The 22,368-nt window shown below is 39.7% G+C and carries 23 protein-coding genes, 1 tRNA gene and 1 pseudogene (1 of these 25 running past the window's edge); 10 read left to right on the top strand and 15 right to left on the bottom strand.

What is annotated here, in order from left to right; genetic code table 11:
* Positions 1 to 22 (bottom strand) — tRNA-Val (locus tag ACED29_RS00390); it reaches 155 nt to the left of the window's first position.
* A gap of 177 nt (positions 23 to 199) precedes the next feature.
* The gene (locus ACED29_RS00385; protein ID WP_371696641.1) at positions 200 to 1,561 is read right to left on the bottom strand and encodes an MATE family efflux transporter; all 1,362 of its coding nucleotides are present in this window, start codon (positions 1,559 to 1,561) and stop codon (positions 200 to 202) included.
* Positions 1,562 to 1,590: 29 nt separating this feature from the next.
* Between ACED29_RS00385 and ACED29_RS00380 the strand changes: the two genes are divergently transcribed.
* Positions 1,591 to 2,205 (top strand): riboflavin synthase subunit alpha, encoded by a 615-nt coding sequence (locus ACED29_RS00380; protein WP_124014858.1) that lies wholly within the window; start codon positions 1,591 to 1,593, stop codon positions 2,203 to 2,205.
* 47 nt (positions 2,206 to 2,252) lie between these two features.
* Here the strand turns inward: ACED29_RS00380 and ACED29_RS00375 are convergent, their stop codons facing one another.
* Positions 2,253 to 2,453 (bottom strand): CPXCG motif-containing cysteine-rich protein, encoded by a 201-nt coding sequence (locus tag ACED29_RS00375; RefSeq protein WP_124014859.1) that lies wholly within the window; start codon positions 2,451 to 2,453, stop codon positions 2,253 to 2,255.
* 497 nt (positions 2,454 to 2,950) lie between these two features.
* Between ACED29_RS00375 and thrS the strand changes: the two genes are divergently transcribed.
* The 5 genes from thrS (at position 2,951) to ACED29_RS00350 (ending at position 7,712) form a co-directional block, all read left to right on the top strand.
* Positions 2,951 to 4,879 (top strand): threonine--tRNA ligase, encoded by a 1,929-nt coding sequence (thrS, locus tag ACED29_RS00370; protein ID WP_371696639.1) that lies wholly within the window; start codon positions 2,951 to 2,953, stop codon positions 4,877 to 4,879.
* A 3-nt stretch (positions 4,880 to 4,882) separates the two neighbouring features.
* Positions 4,883 to 5,425 (top strand): translation initiation factor IF-3, encoded by a 543-nt coding sequence (gene infC, locus ACED29_RS00365; protein WP_124014861.1) that lies wholly within the window; start codon positions 4,883 to 4,885, stop codon positions 5,423 to 5,425.
* A gap of 82 nt (positions 5,426 to 5,507) precedes the next feature.
* Positions 5,508 to 5,702, top strand: a complete 195-nt coding sequence (gene rpmI, locus ACED29_RS00360) for a 50S ribosomal protein L35 (RefSeq protein WP_011496149.1) — start codon at positions 5,508 to 5,510, stop codon at positions 5,700 to 5,702.
* 15 nt (positions 5,703 to 5,717) lie between these two features.
* Positions 5,718 to 6,074 (top strand): 50S ribosomal protein L20, encoded by a 357-nt coding sequence (gene rplT / locus ACED29_RS00355; RefSeq protein ID WP_025823422.1) that lies wholly within the window; start codon positions 5,718 to 5,720, stop codon positions 6,072 to 6,074.
* 444 nt (positions 6,075 to 6,518) lie between these two features.
* Entirely contained in the window at positions 6,519 to 7,712 is a 1,194-nt protein-coding gene (locus tag ACED29_RS00350; protein ID WP_182697353.1) for an amino acid aminotransferase, read from the top strand.
* 109 nt (positions 7,713 to 7,821) lie between these two features.
* Here ACED29_RS00350 and yvcK read toward each other — a convergent pair whose 3' ends face one another.
* Positions 7,822 to 8,757, bottom strand: coding sequence for a uridine diphosphate-N-acetylglucosamine-binding protein YvcK (yvcK, locus tag ACED29_RS00345; RefSeq protein WP_124014863.1), 936 nt, complete (start codon positions 8,755 to 8,757; stop codon positions 7,822 to 7,824).
* 268 nt (positions 8,758 to 9,025) lie between these two features.
* On the opposite strand from yvcK, the gene ACED29_RS00340 reads away from it, so the two are divergent.
* The gene (locus ACED29_RS00340; protein ID WP_371696637.1) at positions 9,026 to 9,844 is read left to right on the top strand and encodes a glucosaminidase domain-containing protein; all 819 of its coding nucleotides are present in this window, start codon (positions 9,026 to 9,028) and stop codon (positions 9,842 to 9,844) included.
* Positions 9,837 to 10,484, top strand: coding sequence for a DUF2987 domain-containing protein (locus ACED29_RS00335; protein WP_371696636.1), 648 nt, complete (start codon positions 9,837 to 9,839; stop codon positions 10,482 to 10,484). Before ACED29_RS00340 ends, ACED29_RS00335 begins: the two co-directional genes overlap by 8 nt.
* A gap of 61 nt (positions 10,485 to 10,545) precedes the next feature.
* Here ACED29_RS00335 and ttcA read toward each other — a convergent pair whose 3' ends face one another.
* From ttcA to ccoN, 11 genes and pseudogenes are all read right to left on the bottom strand, one after another.
* On the bottom strand, positions 10,546 to 11,490 hold the full coding sequence (gene ttcA / locus ACED29_RS00330) for a tRNA 2-thiocytidine(32) synthetase TtcA (RefSeq protein WP_371696635.1): 945 nt from the start codon (positions 11,488 to 11,490) through the stop codon (positions 10,546 to 10,548).
* Positions 11,491 to 11,580: 90 nt separating this feature from the next.
* Positions 11,581 to 12,510 carry a universal stress protein UspE gene (gene uspE / locus ACED29_RS00325; RefSeq protein ID WP_273058074.1) on the bottom strand — a complete coding sequence of 310 codons (930 nt, stop codon included), beginning with the start codon at positions 12,508 to 12,510 and terminating at the stop codon, positions 11,581 to 11,583.
* Positions 12,511 to 12,608: 98 nt separating this feature from the next.
* Positions 12,609 to 13,358: an electron transport transcriptional regulator EtrA gene (gene etrA, locus ACED29_RS00320; RefSeq protein ID WP_124014868.1), complete on the bottom strand. Its 750-nt coding sequence runs from the start codon at positions 13,356 to 13,358 to the stop codon at positions 12,609 to 12,611.
* Positions 13,359 to 13,695: 337 nt separating this feature from the next.
* The gene (locus tag ACED29_RS00315; protein WP_182697356.1) at positions 13,696 to 14,385 is read right to left on the bottom strand and encodes a sulfite exporter TauE/SafE family protein; all 690 of its coding nucleotides are present in this window, start codon (positions 14,383 to 14,385) and stop codon (positions 13,696 to 13,698) included.
* Positions 14,386 to 14,522: 137 nt separating this feature from the next.
* Positions 14,523 to 14,663 (bottom strand): annotated as a pseudogene (gene ccoS, locus ACED29_RS00310) (cbb3-type cytochrome oxidase assembly protein CcoS); the annotation flags it as partial.
* Positions 14,660 to 17,053 carry a heavy metal translocating P-type ATPase gene (locus tag ACED29_RS00305; RefSeq protein ID WP_371696632.1) on the bottom strand — a complete coding sequence of 798 codons (2,394 nt, stop codon included), beginning with the start codon at positions 17,051 to 17,053 and terminating at the stop codon, positions 14,660 to 14,662. The pseudogene ccoS and the gene ACED29_RS00305, both read right to left, overlap by 4 nt.
* A gap of 57 nt (positions 17,054 to 17,110) precedes the next feature.
* On the bottom strand, positions 17,111 to 17,590 hold the full coding sequence (locus ACED29_RS00300) for a FixH family protein (protein ID WP_124014871.1): 480 nt from the start codon (positions 17,588 to 17,590) through the stop codon (positions 17,111 to 17,113).
* Between the two features lie 116 nt (positions 17,591 to 17,706).
* Entirely contained in the window at positions 17,707 to 18,675 is a 969-nt protein-coding gene (gene ccoP, locus ACED29_RS00295) for a cytochrome-c oxidase, cbb3-type subunit III (RefSeq protein WP_371696630.1), read from the bottom strand.
* A 5-nt stretch (positions 18,676 to 18,680) separates the two neighbouring features.
* Positions 18,681 to 18,857: a cbb3-type cytochrome c oxidase subunit 3 gene (locus ACED29_RS00290; protein WP_124014873.1), complete on the bottom strand. Its 177-nt coding sequence runs from the start codon at positions 18,855 to 18,857 to the stop codon at positions 18,681 to 18,683.
* A gap of 9 nt (positions 18,858 to 18,866) precedes the next feature.
* The gene (ccoO, locus tag ACED29_RS00285) at positions 18,867 to 19,493 is read right to left on the bottom strand and encodes a cytochrome-c oxidase, cbb3-type subunit II (RefSeq protein ID WP_124014874.1); all 627 of its coding nucleotides are present in this window, start codon (positions 19,491 to 19,493) and stop codon (positions 18,867 to 18,869) included.
* A gap of 12 nt (positions 19,494 to 19,505) precedes the next feature.
* Positions 19,506 to 20,933, bottom strand: a complete 1,428-nt coding sequence (gene ccoN, locus ACED29_RS00280; protein ID WP_124014875.1) for a cytochrome-c oxidase, cbb3-type subunit I — start codon at positions 20,931 to 20,933, stop codon at positions 19,506 to 19,508.
* Positions 20,934 to 21,203: 270 nt separating this feature from the next.
* Between ccoN and ACED29_RS00275 the strand changes: the two genes are divergently transcribed.
* Both ACED29_RS00275 and ACED29_RS00270 read left to right on the top strand, forming a co-directional pair.
* Positions 21,204 to 21,656: a hypothetical protein gene (locus tag ACED29_RS00275; RefSeq protein WP_124014876.1), complete on the top strand. Its 453-nt coding sequence runs from the start codon at positions 21,204 to 21,206 to the stop codon at positions 21,654 to 21,656.
* Between the two features lie 447 nt (positions 21,657 to 22,103).
* On the top strand, positions 22,104 to 22,361 hold the full coding sequence (locus ACED29_RS00270) for a hypothetical protein (RefSeq protein ID WP_165870017.1): 258 nt from the start codon (positions 22,104 to 22,106) through the stop codon (positions 22,359 to 22,361).
* Positions 22,362 to 22,368: the final 7 nt, after the last annotated feature.

Here is a 22,368-nt window from a genome sequence, read left to right as displayed (position 1 = left end):
TAACCAACTGAGCTACGGGTGTATTGTTTACTACAGTATCACTTCAAAACATTTCGCTTCAAAGCGGCCGCTATAGTAAGTTGGATAGCCTACTGCTTGCAAGCAAAAAAAACATATTTATGCCTAAATGGTGATTTGCTGTGCAACTTGCTTCAACGTTAAGCAAAATTACATGCTTAACGTTGATAATTTACAATTATTACCCTATTGGGTTAAATACCAAGCCTTTCTTTTGAATATACTTTAACCTAATAGCAAACAGAATTGCTGCTGATGTTAATCCTGCAATTAATCCAATCCAAAATCCATGAGCCCCCATTGATGGTCGAATCATATCGGTATAGCCCAATACATATCCGGTAGTCATACCAACACACCAATAGGAAAACAAGGTAATGTAAAATGCACTTCGAGTATCTTTATAACCTCTGAGTGCACCAGCTGCGACAACTTGGATTGAGTCTGAGATTTGATAAAATGCAGCTAACATCATTAGGCTACCCGCTAAGGCGACCACTTCAGGGTTGTCATTGTATAACAAGGCTATTTCATGCCTAAACATCACTGTCAGTAGGGCGGTTAATACCGCTAATGACAAAGACAAACCTAATCCTACTTTGGCCACAAGAGCCGATATTTCAGGTTGTCCACGGCCAAGGTAGTAACCAATACGAATGGAGACCGCAATACCAATAGATAGTGGCAGCATAAATATGATTGAAGAGAAATTAAGCGCGATTTGGTGACTTGCAACAACATTAGCGCCTAATGGGGCAAGAAATAACGCGATCACGGCAAATAGACTCACTTCAAAAAATAATGCCAAGGCAATTGGCATACCCAGTTTAATCATCGACCACATGCTCGCCAAGTGCGGACGATAAAACTGTTGAAACGGTTTAAGTTCTTTAAAGGTTTTATCAACCAACATATAAATAATCATCGCCGCTAGCATTGCCCAAAATACCAGTGCGGTAGCGACGCCACAACCGGCACCACCCATTGCAGGAATACCAAAACCGCCATAGATAAACACATAATTGGCCGGTATATTGACGGCTAAACCAATAAATCCGATAACCATGGTTGGCATTGTATAAGAGATCCCCTCACTGCAACCACGAAGCACTTGATACAAGACAAACGGCATAGCTCCCCATAAAATAGCATCTATATATCCAACCGTTAATTCATGCAGTTTAGGTTCTAAATGCATTAAATCGAGTAAATAAGTAGAAGATGCAAGAAAGAACATCACACCAATACCGCCAATTATGGCAATATATCCTGCCTGAAACAGTATTTTGGGAATGGCTTGCTGATTATTCGCCCCATGATGTTGAGAAAAGACAGGCGTAAAAGACATTAATAAACCTTGAACGAATAAGATTGCCGGTAACCAAAGACTGGTTCCTACCGCAACAGCAGCCATATCGACTGCACTGACGCGACCAGCCATGACAGTATCAATAAAGCCCATCATGGTTTGTGTAACTTGTGCTATCAGCACTGGCAGCGCCAATTTGATTAAGCGTGATATTTGAAACCCTGTATTATTCATTAAAAAACCTATAACGGAACGAGAGAATTATGTTTACTGGTATAGTTCAAGCCACTTGTGAAGTGGTATCAATTAACAATGCGACCGGCCTTAAAACCTTTGAAGTCGCTATGACACCAGCGTTAACACAAGGATTAGTGACAGGTGCTAGCGTAGCCAATAATGGTGTTTGCCTTACGGTAACCAAGATACTAAATGATAAGGTTTTTTTTGATGTAATGGAAGAAACATTAGCCGTGACTAACTTAGGCAATACCCAGGTTGGTGACTCAGTGAATATAGAACGTTCGTTGACGTTTGGCACCGAAATAGGTGGACATATACTATCTGGTCATGTGCATACTTTGGCGACAGTTAAAGCGGTTAGCAATACCGCTGAACATTATAATATAGAGCTCCAAGTTGATCCGCAGTGGATGAACTACATTTTCTATAAAGGTTTTGTGGGAATTAATGGTTGTAGTTTAACCGTAGGAAAGGTCAATGACAGTGGGTTTGTTTTGCACTTAATTCCTGAAACGTTAAAACTAACCAATCTAAATCAATACGGTGTTGGTGACACAATCAATATCGAAATTGACAGTCAAACTCAAGTGATCGTTGATACGGTCGAAAGAGTGCTCGCAAAAAAGCAACTTGCATAAGCTGTTAAAACGATATGGCTTGCTTCATTTTATGCAAGCCATATCGATCAGTAAATTTGTTCATCGTCAGCGTCGATATGAAGTTCTATCATTTTACGATTATCATCAAGATGCATCCGAATATATATCGGATTGCAGCACATACGGCAATTATCGTAATATTCTTGATCACCAGAACTGGTATCTAAAGCAACATGTTGATGATGCCCGCAGTGGGGGCAACTGATGACACGCGAAAGTAATCTCATAGCGAGTACTCCTCACTGACTAACTCGTTTTAATAAGTATAGTGAGCATTTCAACATTTGGATCATCCATAAGAATGATTCTCATGGTTAAAAATTAATTCATTCAAAATAAAGTTAAGCTTACAATTTTATGTATAAAGTATTTTATTTCAACTAGTTGTGTGGTGAATTTATATCATTCATTATAGCGGCTGTAGACTATTATTTTTCTTATGCTTAGCGATATCCGTCAATAATCTTAAAAATGGTTTTTTTGATTAACCCTGCAATAGCTTGTATTAACCTTATTTTCCTGCATAAAACCTGAATTTTATCACTAAATCACTATTGTGTGGTTGCGTGCTAAAGCGCTTATCGCATAAAATAAACGATTACGTTTTTGGGTAACTAAGACTCCTGTACTGTCTTGATTTCATTAACGTGTTTCTCGTTCAAATAGAACATACTTAATTACCATGTGGCCCTACGTGTGGGTCACCACTGGAAAAGGAAATTTAATGCCTATTATTACACTGCCTGATGGTAGCCAACGTGAGTTTGCTACGCCTGTCTCGACTCTTGATGTTGCATTAGACATCGGCCCTGGTTTAGCAAAAGCGTGTATTGCTGGCCGCGTTAACGGTGAACTGAAAGATGCAACTGACTTAATTACTGCAGATTCTGAATTAGCTATTATTACGGCTAAAGACGAAGAAGGTGTTGAAATCCTTCGCCATTCTTGTGCGCATTTACTTGGTCACGCGATCAAACAAATGTGGCCTGAAACTAAAATGGCGATTGGTCCCACAATCGACAACGGATTTTATTACGATATCGATTTAGACCATAAACTGACCCATGAAGACATTGAAGCCTTAGAAAAACGCATGCTTAGTCTTGCAAAAACTAACTACGATGTGGTCAAAAACGTTGTCTCTTGGCAAGAAGCTCGTGATGCATTTACCGCTCGCGGTGAAGAGTACAAAATTGCGATTCTTGATGACAACATCAGTAAAGATGCAACACCAGCGCTTTATCACCATGAAGAATACATCGACATGTGTCGTGGCCCTCATGTACCAAACATGCGTTTTTGCCAAAACTTTAAGTTAATGAGCGTGGCAGGTGCATATTGGCGTGGTAATTCTGACAATAAAATGTTGCAACGTATATACGGTACAGCATGGGCAGACAAAAAAGCACTCAAAACACATTTAGTCCGTCTAGAAGAAGCGGCTAAGCGCGATCACCGTAAAATTGGTAAACAATTAGATTTGTACCATATGCAAGAAGAAGCGCCAGGAATGGTGTTTTGGCATAACGATGGTTGGAGCATATTTTTAGAACTCGAGAAGTTCATTCGTCAAAAGTTAGGCCAATACACTTATCAAGAAGTGAAAGGTCCACTTATGATGGATCGAGTGTTATGGGAACGTTCTGGCCACTGGGATAAATACGCCGAAGCCATGTTCACCACTAACAGTGAAAACCGTGAATACGCAATCAAGCCAATGAACTGTCCTGGTCATGTGCAGATTTTTAACCAAGGGTTAAAATCTTATCGTGACTTACCGTTACGTATGGCTGAGTTTGGTTGTTGTCATCGTAATGAGCCATCGGGTTCTCTTCATGGTTTAATGCGCGTACGCGGCTTTACACAAGATGATGCACATGTTTTCTGTACTGACGACCAAGTTCAAGCAGAAGTTAGTGAATGTATTCAAATGGTATATGACACATACGCGACATTTGGTTTTGAAAATATCGTGGTTAAATTGTCTACGCGTCCTGAAAAACGGATTGGCGACGACGATATGTGGGACCGAGCAGAAGATGCTTTAAAGCAAGCGCTTGCCAATAATAATATTAAATATGAAATATTACCGGGCGAAGGTGCATTTTATGGCCCGAAAATCGAATTTACTTTGCATGACTGTTTAGATCGTGCATGGCAATGTGGTACAGTACAACTCGATTATGCATTACCGACTCGTTTAGGTGCTACTTATGTCGCAGAAGACAACAGTCGCCAAACGCCAGTAATGATCCATCGTGCTATTTTAGGCTCTTTAGAACGTTTCATAGGTATATTGATAGAAGAATACGCCGGCAAATTCCCAACATGGCTTGCTCCAATGCAAGTTGTTGTAATGAATATTACCGACAAACAAGCTGATTATGTTGAAGAAATCGTTAAATTCTTTAAAGAACAGGGTATTCGAGCATCTTTTGACTTGAGGAATGAGAAAATAGGCTTTAAAATACGCGAACACACACTTAGACGTGTGCCTTATTTATTGGTCGTTGGTGATCAAGAAATGGAAAATAAGGAAGTAGCGGTGCGTACACGTGACGGTATCGATATAGGCAAGTTAAAACTAGAAGATTTCGCCGCGATGATACGTCAACAGATTTCGCTCCGTAGTCTCAAATTGTTGGAGGAATAGGTCATAAAGATCAAAAGAACAGCAGGGCGACAGCCAGCCCCTAATAGAATCAATGATGAAATCACTGGTGTACCTGAAGTCCGTTTATCAGGTTTAGATGGTGAGCCAATTGGTATATTAACTATAAAAGAAGCTCAGATCGTTGCAGATGAAGCCGGAGTTGATCTAGTAGAGATCAGTCCCAATGCTGAGCCTCCTGTCTGTCGTATAATGGACTACGGTAAGTTCCTTTTTGATAAAGCGAAAGCTCAAAAGGAACAAAAAAAGAAGCAAAAACAGGTCCAGGTTAAGGAAATTAAATTCCGTCCTGGCACTGATGAAAACGACTATCAGGTAAAACTACGCAACCTGATTCGTTTTCTGGAAGATGGTGACAAAGCGAAAATTACGCTGCGTTTCCGTGGTCGCGAAATGGCACACCAAAACCTAGGTATGGATCTTTTGAACCGTATCAAGGCTGATTTGGAAATATATGCGGTTGTCGAATCTTTCCCGAAAATGGAAGGCCGTCAAGCAATTATGGTGCTAGCACCTAAAAAGAAATAGTAGGGCAACCTAAAGTAGCAAAAGTCTCTTGAGGCTTTTGCTCGCCTTACGTTTATTAACGTCCCAATGCGGAGTTTTAGAAATGCCTAAAATGAAAACAGACAAGGGTGTAGCGAAGCGTTTTAAGAAAACCGCTAATGGTTTCAAGCGCAAGCAAGCACACTTACGTCACATTTTGACCAAGAAAAGCACTAAGCGTAAGCGTCACTTACGTGCTAAATGTTTAGTTGCTAAATCTGACGTTCCAGCAATCGCGCGTCAACTACCATACGCTTAATTTAGGAGATAGAAAATGCCAAGAGTTAAGCGTGGTGTAACCGCACGTGCTCGTCACAAGAAAGTACTTAAACTAGCTAAAGGTTATTATGGCGCTCGTAGCCGTACTTACCGTGTTGCTGTTCAAGCAGTTACTAAAGCTGGTCAATATGCTTACCGTGACCGTCGTCAGAAAAAACGTCAATTCCGTCAGTTATGGATTGCACGTATTAATGCAGCGTCTCGTCAAAATGGTCTGTCTTACAGCCGTTTCATTAACGGCTTGAAAAAGGCGTCTATTGAAATCGATCGTAAGATTTTGGCTGACATCGCTGTTTTCGACAAAGTTGTTTTTGCAACTTTAGTTGAAAAAGCAAAAGAAGCGTTAAACTAAGTAATTAGTTTGTCGCTTAAAAAGAGGAACCTTCGGGTTCCTTTTTTTATGCCTGTAACAATTTTAATATCTGCAATAATCACTCACCCAAATCACATTTATGTGTATTTTACTTAGGTATCTCACGCTTATATAAATGTAGCCATTGATATAAATTAATCGCAATACTGGGCTTTTTATTAATCACTTAAGTGAGGCATTAAATACTGGCCTGTGAGTGATTTTTAAAGACGTACCTATAACAAGTGTCTAGTAAGGCTGATTATATTCAGTTTTACTAAACCTTAATGTTGATAATAATGATAATAAATGGGCTTAAATTTGATGAATATGTAATTTATTATCAAATTTGTCGCAACTATTAAAAGTCTCACTACTCAGCGCTTGCATACAGTGGTATAACTAAATAAATTTTGTCCATCCACTTCACTTAGGATAGTAGTAATGATCTTTTCTAAAGTCACGCTTGCTCCAGCAGACCCAATTTTAGGCTTAACAGATGCTTTCAAAGCTGATACTCGGCCTCACAAAGTTAATTTAGGGGTAGGTATTTATAAAGACGAAGCAGGGCAAACGCCGATTCTATCTTCTGTAAAAAAAGCTGAAGCCATTTTACTTGAAACCGAAAAGACAAAAAACTACCTGGGTATTGAAGGTGTGCAAGCCTATAATCAGGTCGTTCAAGAATTATTGTTTGGACCTCAAAGCACTATTATTACTGATAAACGTGCGGTTACAGCTCAAGCCCCAGGTGGAACAGGTTCGTTACGAGTAGCATCAGAATTTTTAGTTCGAAATACTGGATCAACCACCATTTGGGTCAGTAATCCTACTTGGGCCAATCATCAAAATATTTTCGAAACAGCTGGATTAACGGTTAAAGAATATCGTTACTATAAAGCTGAAAGCCACGATATGGATTTCGATGCGATGTTAGCCGATTTATCCACTGCAAATGTTGGTGACGTAGTATTACTCCATGGTTGCTGTCATAACCCAACCGGTATCGATTTATCGTTGGAGCAGTGGCAACAAGTCGCTAATATTTGTTTAGAAAAATCATTATTGCCGTTATTTGATTTTGCTTACCAAGGTTTTGGTGCAGGTATTGAAGAAGATGCCCAAGGTTTGCGTGCCGTTGCCGCTGTGGTACCAGAGTTATTAATTGCTAATTCGTTTTCTAAAAACTTTGGTTTATACAATGAGCGTGTTGGCGCAGTAACTATAGTTGCAGAAACTCAACAAGATGCAGTGACAAGTTTTAGCCAAATTAAAAAAACCATTCGCGCAAATTATTCTAATCCTCCGGCACACGGTGGCTTAATCGTTAGCACCATTTTATCTGATGCTGCACTGCGTCAAGAATGGCAAGCCGAATTAACTCTGATGCGTGAACGTATTGCCGAAATGCGCACTTTGTTTGTTGAGAGTTTAAAATCTGAAGGCGTACAACAAGATTTCAGTTTTATCTCGCGCCAAAATGGTATGTTTAGTTTTTCTGGTTTAAACAAAAGCCAAGTGGCTCGTTTAAAAGATGAGTTTGCTATCTATATTGTCGGTTCTGGTCGTATTAGCGTCGCAGGCTTAACAAAAAATAATATGGCTGCAGTATGTAAGGCGATTGCACAAGTTATCTAGCATTGAATGCATAAGACACAAAAAGGGCTACTTTAAGTAGCCCTTTTTTATGCCTTTTTATAGTGACATGACAAGGTCAGTCAAACTCAGCAACAAAGGCCACTTGAACTTAGGCTATGCAGTCAACCGGTTTATGGTGTAAGTCGCAAACTTGGCCAATCGCTGCCGCTAATGCCAATTTATCATGAAGCCCAGGATGATGTTGACTGACTAATGGGAAACAATTAAAACGAACACCGTCGATATTTGAGTGATAAAGATCAATTTCTTTACCATGCTGAATAACATCAGCAATGACTTTTTTACCTATTACCTGATTGAACCAAGCAATTTTATCTTCAATACTAAAAGTACTTGCAGGTGAGTACTCCGCGGTTAAGTTATCAATTAACATCACATGTGCGTTGGAGTCACGAATGCTCTTGGCAATTTGTGGCAGTAATAAAGGTGGAAGTATACTGGTTAAAAAACTGCCTGGACCAATAATAATTAAATCCGCTTTTGCTAGAGCGCTACAGGCTTCAAAAGTGGCTTCTACTTCGGGCTCTAATGATAAAGCAATCGGTGCCTCACTCATGCCATCAACGTTGAGTTCTCCAAACACTTTGTTACCACAATGGGAAAGCGCAACAAGGTGAGTCGAGGCTTCAGACATAGGGATAATTTGGGTTTCAATTTTAAGTAAACCTCGAATTAAATTAACAGCTTCAAGAGGTCTTACGCAAAGCTGATCGAGTGCATGTAACACCAGGTTACCTAAGTTATGCCCAGAAAGTTCATTGTCGCCGGTGAAGCGATGATCAAACAACATCGAACCTAACGAAGGCCGTGATGCAAGGTGTGAAAGACAATTACGTAAATCGCCCCACGCGATAGTTTGCTGATCCTGTCTAAGTCGTCCGGTAGAACCGCCATTATCAGTGGTGGCAACAATGCCGGTTAATCTTGGGCCTAAAAAAGATAATGCAGCTAGAATACGGCCTAATCCATGTCCGCCACCAATGGCGACAACATGATGATAATTATTGAGTTGTTGATTCAACATAATTTTAGCTCAAGTCCTTGAGTTGTTGAATAAAACGATACGCAGTTAATGAAACACTGCCCCGTTGTCACTGTCGATTAATTTTAACTGTATATGGTCATTAAAGTGTAATTATTTTTAGGTTTTGCTATCTGAGACAATCACAAATGTCATTCTCAGATTTGGATCACGCTAATCACAAAAGTGCTTTACTGTATCCTATCGACCTTTAAGGTTATAATTAATTATATTTATAAATTGAAAATGCATTTTGATAAGGCAGGTACTGTTGAAAATAGGCACTATAGGTCAAGTGACATTTGCGTTAGGCTTAGCCGTTTTAGCACTGTTAGCAATTAGGCTATGGATTATCCCTAGTCAGACACAGATCTCGGTAGACTCAGCAGCACAGCAGTTAAGTAACATTGACCTTGGTAAAGTACCGAAGTTTGCTGAAATAAGTGATATTCCTACTAAAAAACAAACTTTCTTTAATTATTTTCGTCCTGCTATAGAAGCTCAAAATCAAATTATTATTCACGAACGTCAATTTTTATTGGCTGTTATTGAGCAAATTGATAGTGGTTTAGGATTAAGTGAAGCGGATAATAATAGGCTTACATCACTTTTAAACAAATACCAATATGACGTGAAATCATTTACTCGTAATACCTTGACGCCATTGTTAAAGCGCATCGATATTATTCCTATTGATATGGTGCTAATACAAGCAGCTAATGAGAGCGGGTGGGGCAGTTCCCGGTTTGCTATCGAAGGGTTTAACTTTTTTGGTCAATGGTGTTTCACTGAAGGTTGTGGTTTAGTTCCATTAGCAAGAACCGATGGCAAAACTCATGAAGTTGCAGTTTTTGATTCGCCCAAGGATTCTATTATTGCCTACATGATTAATTTAAATACCCATCCAGCATATCGCGTATTTCGGTCTATTCGTGCTGATTTACGTGCGCAGAAAGTTAAGCCTACGGCTGAAAAGTTAGTCTATGGCTTAATTAATTATTCAGAACGAAAAGATGAGTACATTGATGAATTACTCGAAATGCTAAAACACAATAAACAATATCTACAAGGGAATAACGCGAATGCGTAATCGTACGTTAATTAACGGATTTATTTTTATATCGTCTATTTTTTTAATCAACAGCAGTAGCGCTGAAACCGTGTCTTTAGAATACAAAGGTTTTTATGACCGATTAAAACAAGTCAATAAGCAAAACTATCCATTAGTTGAGTTAGCATTTAGCGTTCCAATCACCCCAGATTGCACCATAGTGTCAGGCAGTATTACTACCGAGAATGACCAATATCCATTAACGTATAGTAAACAACAGCGATTATTTATTCCTTATGATCCACAGTTAAAGTCTGATAGAGGGTTAGTCAATATTAAGGTGGCTGGAGAGGCTAAACAGTGTGCGATTGCCATGCAAGTTAGAGCGAAAGAAACCAAGCAAGGTTTCACTCAAACTGAACTGTTAGCCTTAACAGAGGATATGAATAAGCTGCTTGATGGTTTACAAGGTTTCCCGATGAAGTATTTCCGTAAACCGATTAATGGATTATCGTTTGAGTTTACATATATGCAAAACCAGACAGTGAAAGTCGTTATCGATGATGTGGAAACGATTGCTAAGGAAAAATATACCTTAACAGTTGAACAAATAAATCAGCTAAAACAGATTTCATTTACTCAAAAGCCTAGCATTATCAGCCCTCTGGTGACCCAGTAATAATAAAGGCGTTGATGTTCATCAACGCCTTTCATTTAAATCGCGTTCTTTAAGATGTTTACTAGGGTTTAAATGTTGCCACTACATCGATTCGATTGCTGATGTCTAAATTAATATGACCATTATTACTGATATCGACAAAATCAAACGCTGGTAAGTCTGCATCCGCTACATCGCCAGTGTTAACTACATCTGGATTACATTTTAGTGATACAAAATCAAACTGTTCACGATCTACACCTTGCGATGGCGAGGTGTTTTGCATTGCAGTAAAGATAGTTTCAAGACGACCCGGATGTTGTTTGTCCCACATTTGTAGCATGTCTTTAACGGCACCACGCTTTAAATTCTCTTGCGAACCACACAAGTTACAAGGAATGATAGGAAACGATTTCAGTGTCGAATACTCTTGAATATCTTTTTCACGACAATAAGCCAAAGGACGGATGACGATATTGGCACCGTCATCAGACAAGAGCTTAGGTGGCATGGCTTTTTGTTTGCCAGCAAAAAACATATTTAAAAATAATGTTTCGATAATATCGTCACGATGATGACCTAATGCAATTTTTGTTGCACCAATATGTTGAGCAAAGCCATAAAGAGTACCACGACGCAAACGAGAGCAAAGAGAACACGTAGTTTTGCCTTCAGGGATTTTTTCTTTAACGATAGAGTAAGTATCTTTTTCGAGAATGTGATAAGCAACGCCTATCTCATCTAAGTAAGCTGGTAAAACGTGTTCCGGAAAGCCAGGTTGTTTTTGGTCTAGATTAACCACCACAATTTCAAATTTAATTGGGGCACGTTGTTGAAGATTTAATAAAATATCTAACATGGTGTAGCTGTCTTTGCCGCCAGAAAGACAACACATGACCCGATCACCATCTTCGATCATATTATAATCTGCAATGGCAGAACCAACGTTATGTCGCAGACGCTTTTGCAGTTTATTCATACGAGTAATATTTTTTTTAACGATTGTATCTACTTCAACTTCAGACATAAAAATGCGCCCAGTAACCAAGTGTTTCAGGGCGCGTATTATTCCAGTATTCTAGGTCAGGGTAAAGTAGTTAACCCATTCTAATGAACACTAATCTTGTAAAGGTGATTTATAACCATCGGGTTTGATCGCTAACAAGTCGCAATTTATGCTGTCGATAACATGCTCTGCAGTGTTACCAATTAATGCCGCTGAAAAACCAGTGCGACCAACAGTACCTAATACCACTAACTCTGCATCTAACTTTGCTGCCATTTCAGGAATAACATCTTCTGGTAAACCTTCTTCTACATGGCAATTTTCAAGAGGAATATTATAAGCTTGAGCTAAATATTGTACTCTTTGTTCATGCTGCATACGCACAGTGTTGTTATACACATTTGCATCAAAATCGGGCAACTCAATGGCTAAGTTAACTGGCGTACCAGGATAACCATTAACCAGATGCACACTAGCAGAGAACTTTTTAGCTAAATCAAGCGCATGGTTAATAATTTTACCGTTTAGGCTTTGATGATCTTCATCTTCACTCACCACATTAACGGCACAGACAATTTTGCCTTCAACTGGCCAGTCGTGTTCTTTAACCAGCAGCACAGGCACTGGAGATTTACGCATTAAATGCCAATCTGTCGGAGTAAAAATGACAGCTTTTAATTTATCGTGTTCATGGGTGCTTTTAACAATCAAATCATACTGACCTTTCATTGCATGATTAATCACGCTCTCAAAGGGACGATTATGCCAAACAACTTCAGTATTAATCTTGATATTAGACTGACTAAAACCACTAATCGCATTTTCTAACCAAGCAACACGTTGATCAATCACACCTTGACGCATCGCTTCACGTTCTTGGCTAGATAGGATTGAGGTCATCTCGTAAGAGAAGTCAAAAATAGATAAAAATGCAGTAATATCTGCCTGACTTCTTGTCGCTAATTCAACAGCACGTGCCAATGCGGGTTGATGATCCGTTGTAGGATTAATCACCACTAATATCTTCTTATAATCCTTCATATAACCTCCAAAGCTGTTGAGTTTTTTACTTGTTTATTTGTTGATAGTATTACCGTTTCCTAATGAATAAACTATGAGATAGATCATACAAATTTAATTTAAGTGGCAATACGCGCATTTCCGGCAAGAGTACTTAATGCTGCATGATCCACAATCGAAATGTATTTACCTTTAACTTCAATTAGTCCTGATTTCTGGAATCGTCCTAATAAACGACTAATCGTTTCTACCGTTAATCCCAAATAGTTGCCAATATCACCTCGAGTCATAGTGAGACGAAATTCATGGGGAGAGAAACCACGATTACCAAAACGATTCGCAAGATTATTAATAAATGCGGCTAAACGTTCTTCGGCATTTTTCTTAGAAAGTAGGAGGATCATTTCTTGATCACTCATAATTTCATTACTCATTAATCGCATGATTTGCTGACGTAGTTTAGGCATAGTGCCTGATAACTGATCTAGGGTATCGTAAGGAATTTCGCAAACCATTGACGTTTCTAATGCTTGCGCAAAGCTTTGATGTCGTAGGGCATGAATACCATCAAAACCAATCACATCACCGGCAAGATGGAATCCGGTAATTTGTTCATCGCCTTGTTCTGTAATGGTATAGCTTTTAATCGTACCAGAACGAATAGCATACAGTGACTTAAGTGTGTCACCAGACTTGAAGATAAGGTCACCTTTTTGAATGGGTTTTTTACGTTCAATAATGTTATCAAGTTTATCAAGCTCATCATTGCTTAACGTAAAAGGAATACACAAGGCTTCCATGCTGCAGTCATGGCAATGAATGGCGCAACCTGTTGTGGATGGACGAGCTTTTATCAAATCTGAAGACATACCCATTCTCAATTTATGAAGACAATTATATGTTATACCATTCTGAACTAATAAGGTACTCCGACGCTATAGAGTAATATTAGTAAACAGAAGTCTATTTATCACACCATGTTAGCTCTCAATACGTCATGGAAATGTGTATTAATTGCGAGTTCACCGACAACAATCTACACATTAATGCTTGTTATATTATCTTATTTTCACAGTAACCCAATGTATAAAGCACACATCAAACTATTGATTTTAATAGTAATTAGATTAAGCCTTTGCTAATGCATATCAGCTAAAGTGGTTTTATCATTGGTTGTTACAATATCATAAAATAACAGTGACCGAACTATATGAGTTGTTGAAAAGCGATGTAAAGTGTTTGCAAACCAAATACCACTAATAAGCCACCACTGAATAATCTCACTGCACGCTTTTGTACCCATTGCGCCAAGGTTTTTGCCGCTAATCCCGCAGCAAATAAAGCAGGTAAAGTGCCTAAACCGAACGCCAACATGATCAAGGCGCCTTGTAATGCGCTACCTGATGCAACTGACCAAGTGAGTGTGCTGTACACCAGTCCACAGGGTAACCAGCCCCAAACCATACCCGCCATAACAGCCTGTAGTGGGTGAGTTATCGGTATAAATTTACGGGTTAGCGGTTGTATATATTGCCACAGCAATTTACCCACTTTCTCAATATGCACAATGCCGAACCATATCTGAGCAATATAAAGCCCAGTCAATATCATCATGACTCCAGCAAAAATTCTCAGGAATATTAAATAGCTATCGGCATCAAATAAATGACCTAAGGCTGACACACTGCCACCGACAATGGCCCCCGCGATGGTATAACTAAAAATACGCCCAAGATTATAGCTAAAAAGAAACGTCAGTTGATTGCCTAGGCGACTTTGGCCATTAGTGGGAATGTTGGCTGAAAAAGCACCAATTAATCCGCCACACATGCCAAAACAATGTGCAGCCCCCATTAAGCCAACAATAAATGCACCACCAAGATTATATTCAATCACAAGCTTTACTCTGGTTTATGTGCAGTGTCTGAGGCCATGGGTTCTGGCTTATTTTTTACAGCAGCGATATGAGTATCATTGTTTGATGGCTGCTTATCGATATCACTGGTTACACTGACGTTACCTTTATTGTTGGTACTGTCTTCATCAAATAAAATCGACACGCTTTGTCTATCAAGATCATCAAATTGTTCAGACTTTACCGCCCAAAAGAAAATTGAAACTGCAATTAATACAAACAACATCGCAATAGGTATTAATACGTAAATGATACTCATAATTTGATCCTAAGAAGGCGTAAACTGTTACTCACCACTATCAATGAGCTAACAGACATACCAATAGCGGCAATATACGGAGCAACATGTCCGGTAACCGCTAATGGCAAAATAATAATGTTATAAGCGAAAGCCCATAAAAGATTTTGATGAATGATGCGCTGGGTTTGCTTAGCGACATAAATAGCATCATTAAAACGTGATAGGTGATCGCCGAGTAAAATTAAGTCCGCACTGTTTTTGGCAATTGCACTTCCGCTTCCCATCGCTACTGACAAATTTGCACCGGCAAGTACTGGCGCATCATTAATACCGTCGCCAAACATGGCTACATTAGCATCTTGCTGTAAGCGATTCACTAAGGCTAACTTATCTTGAGGTGATAAACCTGAATGCACATCTGAAATACCAATTTTATGTGCTAAAAACTCAACATGTCCGGAATTATCACCACTGGCAATACTCAGTTTTATATTGGCAGCCTTTAACGCATTAACCGTCGCGATGCTATCAACACGTAACTTATCAAGCATTTCGATTTTGGCAATTAGCTCGTTATCAATAGAAAGGTAAATCCACTGACTTTGAGTGGCTTTAACTGATATCGGTAACATATCTGGGCTAACAAATTGTGCCGTTCCAATAGATACTTGCTGTTGGTTCATACTGGCTTGAATGCCTAAACCAATATGATGTTCAACTGTGTCTACTTGATGTTGATTATCATAAAAAGGGCTAAACGCTAATGCAATCGGGTGGAGAGATCCTTGTTCAATGGCCGCTGCAATAGACAGTACTTGCGCTGATGAATATCCAGCAAAGGTTTGTACATCACCAATTGATAATTGGCCACAGGTAAGCGTGCCAGTTTTATCAAACACCACATGATTAATTTTGGTCAGTTTTTCAAAAATACCTGGTTTTCGTGGGATCACACCTAACTTAGTGAAAATAGCGGTTGCGCAAGTAACGGCTGTTGGCGTGGCAAGGGCGAGGGCGCATGGGCAGGTTGCGACCAACACGGATAATGTAATCCAAAAAGCGTCTTCTGGAGATACGAACGACCAGACGACATATGTTATTGCCGCTATGGATAAAACCGTACCGGAAAAGTATCGCGCTAAACGGTCGGCAATTAAAGCAATGGTAGGTTTATTATTTGATGCAAGTTCTTGTAAACGAATGATCTCTGCAACCAATTGATCTTGCCCAAGGGCTGTCACTCGCACTTCAATAGGTTGCTCGATATTGATGGTGCCGGCATAGACTTTATCTAAAACGCGTTTACTGATCGGCATTTGTTCACCGGTAAGCATAGCCTCATTGACACTTGATTGTCCGGTTACCACTTCGGCATCAGCGGCAATCACTTCGCCTGGTTTGACTAAAATAACATCGCCAATGGTCAATTGTTTAGCGGCAATCTCAGTGATCTCACCCTCATGACATAAATGCGCTGTCAGCGGCACCAGTTTGTGCAAATTACTCGAACTAACAGAAGCTTTTTGCCTTGCAGCTTGTTCAAAGTAACGACCTAATAATAAAAAGAAGGTAAACATGGATACGGATTCAAAATACACTTCGCCATTGCCTTGCATGGTCGCAATACAACTGGCGATATAAGCACCTAAAATTGCAATTGAAACAGACACATCCATATTAAGTTTGCCACTTAATACACTACGAAGAGCACTAAAATAAAAGGGTTGAGCTGAGTAAAGCACTACAGGCGCTGCAAAAATTAAACTTACCCAGCGAAAGTAGTCACGAAATTGAACATCCAGATCAGTAAAGTATCCGGTGTATAAGGCGAGGGCAAACATCATCACTTGCATGGTCGCAAAACCTGCAAGCCCTAAGCGAAGTAAGAATTTACGACTGTCTGCTTTAGATTGTTTTTCTTGTTCATCAACTTGGTAGGGCGCAGCTTGATAACCAATTTTACTGATAATTTGTAAAATTTCACTGAGTTGAATACGTTCACTGTCCCAGCTGACTAACGCCCGTTGTGTGGTGGAATTAACCAACACATTAGTGACACCCGCAACCGGTTTGAGTTTATGTTCAATTAACCAGGCACAAGCAGCACAGGTAATACCGTCGATAGATAAAGAGGTTGAATCAATAGCACCTTGTTTATGGACAAAATCTTGCTGCACTTCCGGTAAATCGTAGGCACTGTATTGCGACAACTGTTCTGGCACCAGTGCCGTCTGACGATTTCCAGGTTCACTGCGAAATTGATAATAACTGCTCAGGCCTGCATCCATAATGGCCTGCGATACGGCTTGGCAACCTGGGCAGCACATAGGCTGTGCCTGCCCATTTATTATCGTAGTAAACTGATCTCCCGTAAGAACTGGCTCATTGCAATGAAAGCAAGATGTCATGTGGCTATACCAACTTCATTTAATAATGTTTTAATCAGATACGCAGTCAATGTGTTATTAATTGAGCCAATATTCAACATCATCTTTAATATCAATTCGTTGCTGGATACGCCATTTGGCATCAAATCCTTCAATTCGTACTTCCCAAGGCCCTGTTATCGCAGAATCTAATGGGATGTGATACACGTAATTTGCGTCAGCAGTAGCATTTAAACTGAAGTCTTTGGCTTCTATTGTCGGATGGTAAAACTGCACATTCAGCGCTGCACGATATTCCGGACCACCTTGTTGGGTAATTTTTAATTCTTGATCTGCAACCGTGACTAAAAATTTCATGCCAATTTGTTGAGCATATTTTATTTTGCGCAAATCCATGTTTATCGCTTTACCTTGCTTATAGTAATCTTCTGCTACCAATGAGTCAGAATTATCTAAAGCAATCTTTAAGGTCGTTAAACTGGCAATAACGGCACACAAAGGCAAGATGATTAAAAACCAAGGCCAAAATTGCTTATACCAAGGGAGTTGATCCGACATAATACATCCTAAAATAGTGGTAATAATTCGGGGGACATTTTACCCCGTAATGGCTTAATAATCACTTAAAAAAAAGGCCTCGATAATCTCGAGGCCTTAATATTACTCATAACTAACTATTTGTTTGATAAGCTATAAACGTAAGCTGTAATGACGTGAACTTTCTCTTCACCAAGAATGTCTTTCCATGCTGGCATCACACCGGCACGACCATTAATGATAGATTCAGCAATCACACCACGGCTTCCGCCATATAACCAAATGTTATCAGTTAGGTTGGGTGAGCCCATGAACTTGTTACCTTTTGCATCCATACCATGGCATGCAAAACAACCTTTCATGAATGAACCTTGACCTTGGGCTGCTAACGCTTCGTCATGTTCACCACCAGATAGTTTTATGACGTATTCAGCTAGACCTTTAATCTCGCTGTCTTCGATAGGTAAACCACCTTTAGGCGGCATCATACCGTTACGACCATTCATTAACGTGGTTTTAATAGTGGCTAAATCGCCACCATATAACCAATCGTCATCTGTTAGATTCGGGAAGCCTTTAGAGCCACGAGCATCAGAACCATGACACTGTGAACAGTTTTGTAAAAACAAACGTCCGCCCACTTTTAATGCTTCAGGATCTTTTACCAACTCTTCTAACGGAGTTGCTAAGTAAGCCGCAAAAATAGGACCGTATTTTTCATCAGCGTGAGCCACTTCGCGGTCATACTGTGATAAACGGTTATCATTTTTTGCTGCTTCAATCGCTGCCGCTGAGTCAGCTTTAATGCCTTTGTCAGTGCCAATACTTTGGTTAGAACTTGTCCAACCAAACAGACCTTTATAGTTTCCTAGGCCTGGATATAGAGCTAAATAGATCACACCGAAAACGATGGTTAAGTAGAACATGTACGCCCACCACTTTGGTAGTGGGTTGTTCAGTTCTTCAATACCATCAAAACTGTGGCCCATCGATTTACCTTCTTCTACACCAGTGTAGTTATTGTTAACTACCTTAAGAAGGATAAAACAACCAGCAATGACCACAATCGTCAGTACAGAAATCCAAATGCTCCAGAAGTTACTCATAATCATTACTTCTGATCTCCCGAGTCTTTCGACATTTTTGCAAGTTCTTCTTCTGTAAACACTAAGTTCGCCGCTTCGTCAAATTTTGACTTGCTGTGCTTACTGTATGCCCAGAAAAATATCCCCACAAAAGTCACCATAACAATTATGGTCAAAATACCTTGAAAAGTACCGTAATCCATTATTGCCTCCTATTTGAGTGCGTGACCCAAAGATTGCAAATAAGCGATCAGCGCCTGCATTTCTGTCTTGCCTTCAACCGCTTTTTTAGCGCCAGCAACTTCTTCATCAGTGTAAAGATCATTACCTTTGTAGCCGCCTTTATGCAGGTTACGCAGGATAGTCATCTTGTCACCGGTCAGTTCACCGTCTAGCACATTTTCAGCTAACCAAGGGAAACCAGGCATGTTTGATTGCGGTACAACGTCACGAGGATTGTTTAAATGAACTTCATGCCATCTGTCGCTATAACGCCCACCAACACGTGCTAAGTCAGGACCTGTACGCTTAGAGCCCCACTGGAATGGATGATCCCAAACAGACTCACCAGCAACAGAGTAGTGACCATAGCGCTCAGTTTCAGCTCGTAAAGGACGGATCATTTGGCTGTGACAGTTGTAACAACCTTCACGAACATAAATATCACGACCTTCAATTTGTAAAGCTGTATACGGAATCAGACCTTCAACTGGTTCAGTTGTGTCTTTTTGAAATATCAGCGGAGTAATCTGCACTAAACCACCAAAACTAATGGCGATAACGGTGAAGATAGCAAGCAGACCGACATTCTTTTCAATTAATTCATGATTAAATTTCATCGAATCGGCTCCTTAAGCTTCTGCAATAGCAGGTAATGAATCTTTAGACGCTTTAACGGTACGAATAACGTTATAGGCCATAAGCAACATACCGGATAAGAAGAAACAACCACCAATAAAGCGTACAAAGTAGAATGGGTAAGAGGCTTCTAAACTCTCAACGAAACTGTAAGTTAGAGTTCCATCTGCGTTAACCGCACGCCACATAAGACCTTGCATAACACCTGAAATCCACATACTGACGATATACAATACAGTACCGATAGTCGCTAACCAGAAATGAACGTTAACCAGCTTCATGCTGTACATACGACCATGACCGAAAAGAATTGGGATTAAGTGATATAACGAACCAATAGACACCATTGCAACCCAGCCTAGCGCGCCAGAGTGAACGTGACCAATAGTCCAGTCAGTATAATGAGATAAAGCATTAACTGTTTTGATTGCCATCATTGGGCCTTCGAAGGTAGACATACCATAGAAAGACAATGAAACAACTAAGAAACGTAATACAGGGTCTGTACGAAGCTTATGCCACGCACCAGACAGGGTCATAATACCGTTAATCATACCGCCCCAAGAAGGTGCGAATAGGATTAATGACATTACCATGCCTAATGACTGAGTCCAGTCAGGTAGGGCAGTGTAATGTAAGTGGTGAGGACCGGCCCAGATGTATAACGCAATCAATGCCCAAAAGTGAACAATTGATAAACGATATGAATAAACTGGGCGACCAGCTTGCTTAGGCACGAAGTAATACATCATCCCCAAGAAACCAGCAGTAAGTAAGAAGCCTACCGCATTATGACCATACCACCACTGAACCATCGCATCGACTGCACCAGAGTACAGAGAGTAAGACTTAAATAAGCTTACTGGTACTGCCATTGAGTTAACAATGTGAAGTACTGCAACAGTAATGATAAAGGCACCAAAGAACCAGTTAGCCACATAAATATGGGACGTAGTTCGTTTAGCGATTGTGCCAAAGAAAACAATTGCATAGCTAACCCAAATAATCGTAATTGCGATATCGATAGGCCATTCTAATTCTGCATATTCTTTACCTTGAGTAAACCCCATTGGTAAAGTGATAGCAGCTGCAATAATAACGGCTTGCCAACCCCAAAACGTAAATGCGGCCAATTTAGGCGCAAATAGACGGACTTGGCAAGTGCGTTGCACAACATAGTAAGATGTAGCGAAAAGAGCTGATGTTCCGAACGCGAATATCACAGCATTGGTATGTAAAGGTCGTAAACGACTAAACGTTAACCAAGGTGTGTCGAAGTTCAGTTGCGGCCAGATTAACTGAGCAGCAATAAATACACCTACTGCCATACCAAAGATTCCCCACAAAACTGTGGTTAATGCGAATTGGCGAACAATAGTGTAATTGTAATCAGCGCCTGTAGACTGGGAATGGTTCATCATAATGCTTCCACGGCTTATTACTTATACTTTTAATATTTAGTAAAGCGAGCTTTACCAGTTAGATTGACAGGAGGTTATAAATTGAGCTTTTAAAAGCTATTTTTAAAGCCATTTGTCAAGGTGTTACCTCATGTTAATTCTCTCTAGCATGAGGCGGTGTTATGATACTTGAGCTAAGTCAAAAAAGATACTTCACAAAATATACCAAAGTTGATCTAGATCAAGCTCTGGAAGATAATGTTACTAACTCAGCCTAAAAGGTTAAAAATTGTGCACAAAATTATCCAGATTTTTATTTTGACCATTTTCTTAATGTTTTTAGTAGCCTGTGACAAACCAAAAACACAAGAAAAGGATGATTTAGCAATTGATACCAGTTTATGTCAATTTTCTGCTGGAGAATGTTACAAAAAAGTAGCCGAATTACAAGTTGGTTTACTGATTGATCCCGTTAATACTCCTAGCGAGAAACCATTAATAGTTACGCTGAATAGCAATCAAGCGATCACTAATATTTCAATGAGAATAGAAGGGCGCGATATGTTTATGGGGATTATCCCCGTTTCATTGTCCGAAATTAAAGACAATACTTATCAAGGCTCTTTAATCTTTGGCTCTTGCAGCAGTAATTATATGGTGTGGCGGGTATTTATCTCATTTGATTACCAAAAACAAACACGTACCTTGATATACGACTTTTTAGCGGATAACGATAACCAGTAGGTCAATGGCTTAATCATCCTGCATATCAATACCATTGCAGGTTAGGGCAGAGGTAACTTAAACCTCAACACGAAAACGACTTTTTCTTGTTCTGAGATTGAACCTCTGTTCCTATATTTATTAATAGTGTGATATTTCACCGCCAAACGCTGCTGTAAAATGTGATTATTAACCTTTTTGACCCCATTCTTATGCAAGCCAATCATTTCTACTCACCATCCATTGTTGAAACATAACTATTTATGTTAACTAAATTGTGACAAACCGCGCAGAAGTGACGTTAACACCAATAACGTAATTGATAATCATTCTCATTGATGTATGATAAATCTAACTCGCTCAATCTTCAAACTGAGAAGGGAAGAGGGTAAACATGAGAGAGCCCAGAATCAACGTGGCTAATTACAATAAACGCTTAATAGATATAGCTAAAAAGAAGGGGTAGACATGAACAGATTAAATGTCTCTATTGATGCAGATAAAGTGGCCCAATTAATCAAAGCAGGCCATTTATGTGCTGCCGACCTGCAATGTTTAGATAAGGCAAGTAAACAAACCGTTTGGCAGCTATGTCTATGGAGCTGTCAAAAACGAACATCTTGCCACAATAAGCAATGCCATCAGGCGTGTACTAGATTAAACCCCATAGATCATTGTGTGTCGCAACTGATATCAGACCAGCATATTGCCGTAAACACATATTAAAATGACC

The organism is Shewanella sp. 5S214, assembly GCF_041439795.1.
Classification (GTDB): domain Bacteria; phylum Pseudomonadota; class Gammaproteobacteria; order Enterobacterales; family Shewanellaceae; genus Shewanella; species Shewanella vesiculosa.
This window is presented reverse-complemented; position numbering and strand designations above follow the sequence as displayed.

Bases quoted from the DNA above. Each gene is read 5' to 3' on its own strand.
- ACED29_RS00385 (WP_371696641.1), bottom strand. From the start codon at position 1,561: ATGAATAATACAGGGTTTCAAATATCACGCTTAATCAAATTGGCGCTG.
- ACED29_RS00380 (WP_124014858.1), top strand. From the start codon at position 1,591: ATGTTTACTGGTATAGTTCAAGCCACTTGTGAAGTGGTATCAATTAAC.
- ACED29_RS00375 (WP_124014859.1), bottom strand. From the start codon at position 2,453: ATGAGATTACTTTCGCGTGTCATCAGTTGCCCCCACTGCGGGCATCAT.
- thrS (WP_371696639.1), top strand. From the start codon at position 2,951: ATGCCTATTATTACACTGCCTGATGGTAGCCAACGTGAGTTTGCTACG.
- rpmI (WP_011496149.1), top strand. From the start codon at position 5,508: ATGCCTAAAATGAAAACAGACAAGGGTGTAGCGAAGCGTTTTAAGAAA.
- rplT (WP_025823422.1), top strand. From the start codon at position 5,718: ATGCCAAGAGTTAAGCGTGGTGTAACCGCACGTGCTCGTCACAAGAAA.
- ACED29_RS00350 (WP_182697353.1), top strand. From the start codon at position 6,519: ATGATCTTTTCTAAAGTCACGCTTGCTCCAGCAGACCCAATTTTAGGC.
- yvcK (WP_124014863.1), bottom strand. From the start codon at position 8,757: ATGTTGAATCAACAACTCAATAATTATCATCATGTTGTCGCCATTGGT.
- ACED29_RS00335 (WP_371696636.1), top strand. From the start codon at position 9,837: ATGCGTAATCGTACGTTAATTAACGGATTTATTTTTATATCGTCTATT.
- ttcA (WP_371696635.1), bottom strand. From the start codon at position 11,490: ATGTCTGAAGTTGAAGTAGATACAATCGTTAAAAAAAATATTACTCGT.
- uspE (WP_273058074.1), bottom strand. From the start codon at position 12,510: ATGAAGGATTATAAGAAGATATTAGTGGTGATTAATCCTACAACGGAT.
- etrA (WP_124014868.1), bottom strand. From the start codon at position 13,358: ATGTCTTCAGATTTGATAAAAGCTCGTCCATCCACAACAGGTTGCGCC.
- ACED29_RS00305 (WP_371696632.1), bottom strand. From the start codon at position 17,053: ATGACATCTTGCTTTCATTGCAATGAGCCAGTTCTTACGGGAGATCAG.
- ACED29_RS00300 (WP_124014871.1), bottom strand. From the start codon at position 17,590: ATGTCGGATCAACTCCCTTGGTATAAGCAATTTTGGCCTTGGTTTTTA.
- ccoP (WP_371696630.1), bottom strand. From the start codon at position 18,675: ATGAGTAACTTCTGGAGCATTTGGATTTCTGTACTGACGATTGTGGTC.
- ACED29_RS00290 (WP_124014873.1), bottom strand. From the start codon at position 18,857: ATGGATTACGGTACTTTTCAAGGTATTTTGACCATAATTGTTATGGTG.
- ccoO (WP_124014874.1), bottom strand. From the start codon at position 19,493: ATGAAATTTAATCATGAATTAATTGAAAAGAATGTCGGTCTGCTTGCT.
- ccoN (WP_124014875.1), bottom strand. From the start codon at position 20,933: ATGATGAACCATTCCCAGTCTACAGGCGCTGATTACAATTACACTATT.
- ACED29_RS00270 (WP_165870017.1), top strand. From the start codon at position 22,104: ATGAACAGATTAAATGTCTCTATTGATGCAGATAAAGTGGCCCAATTA.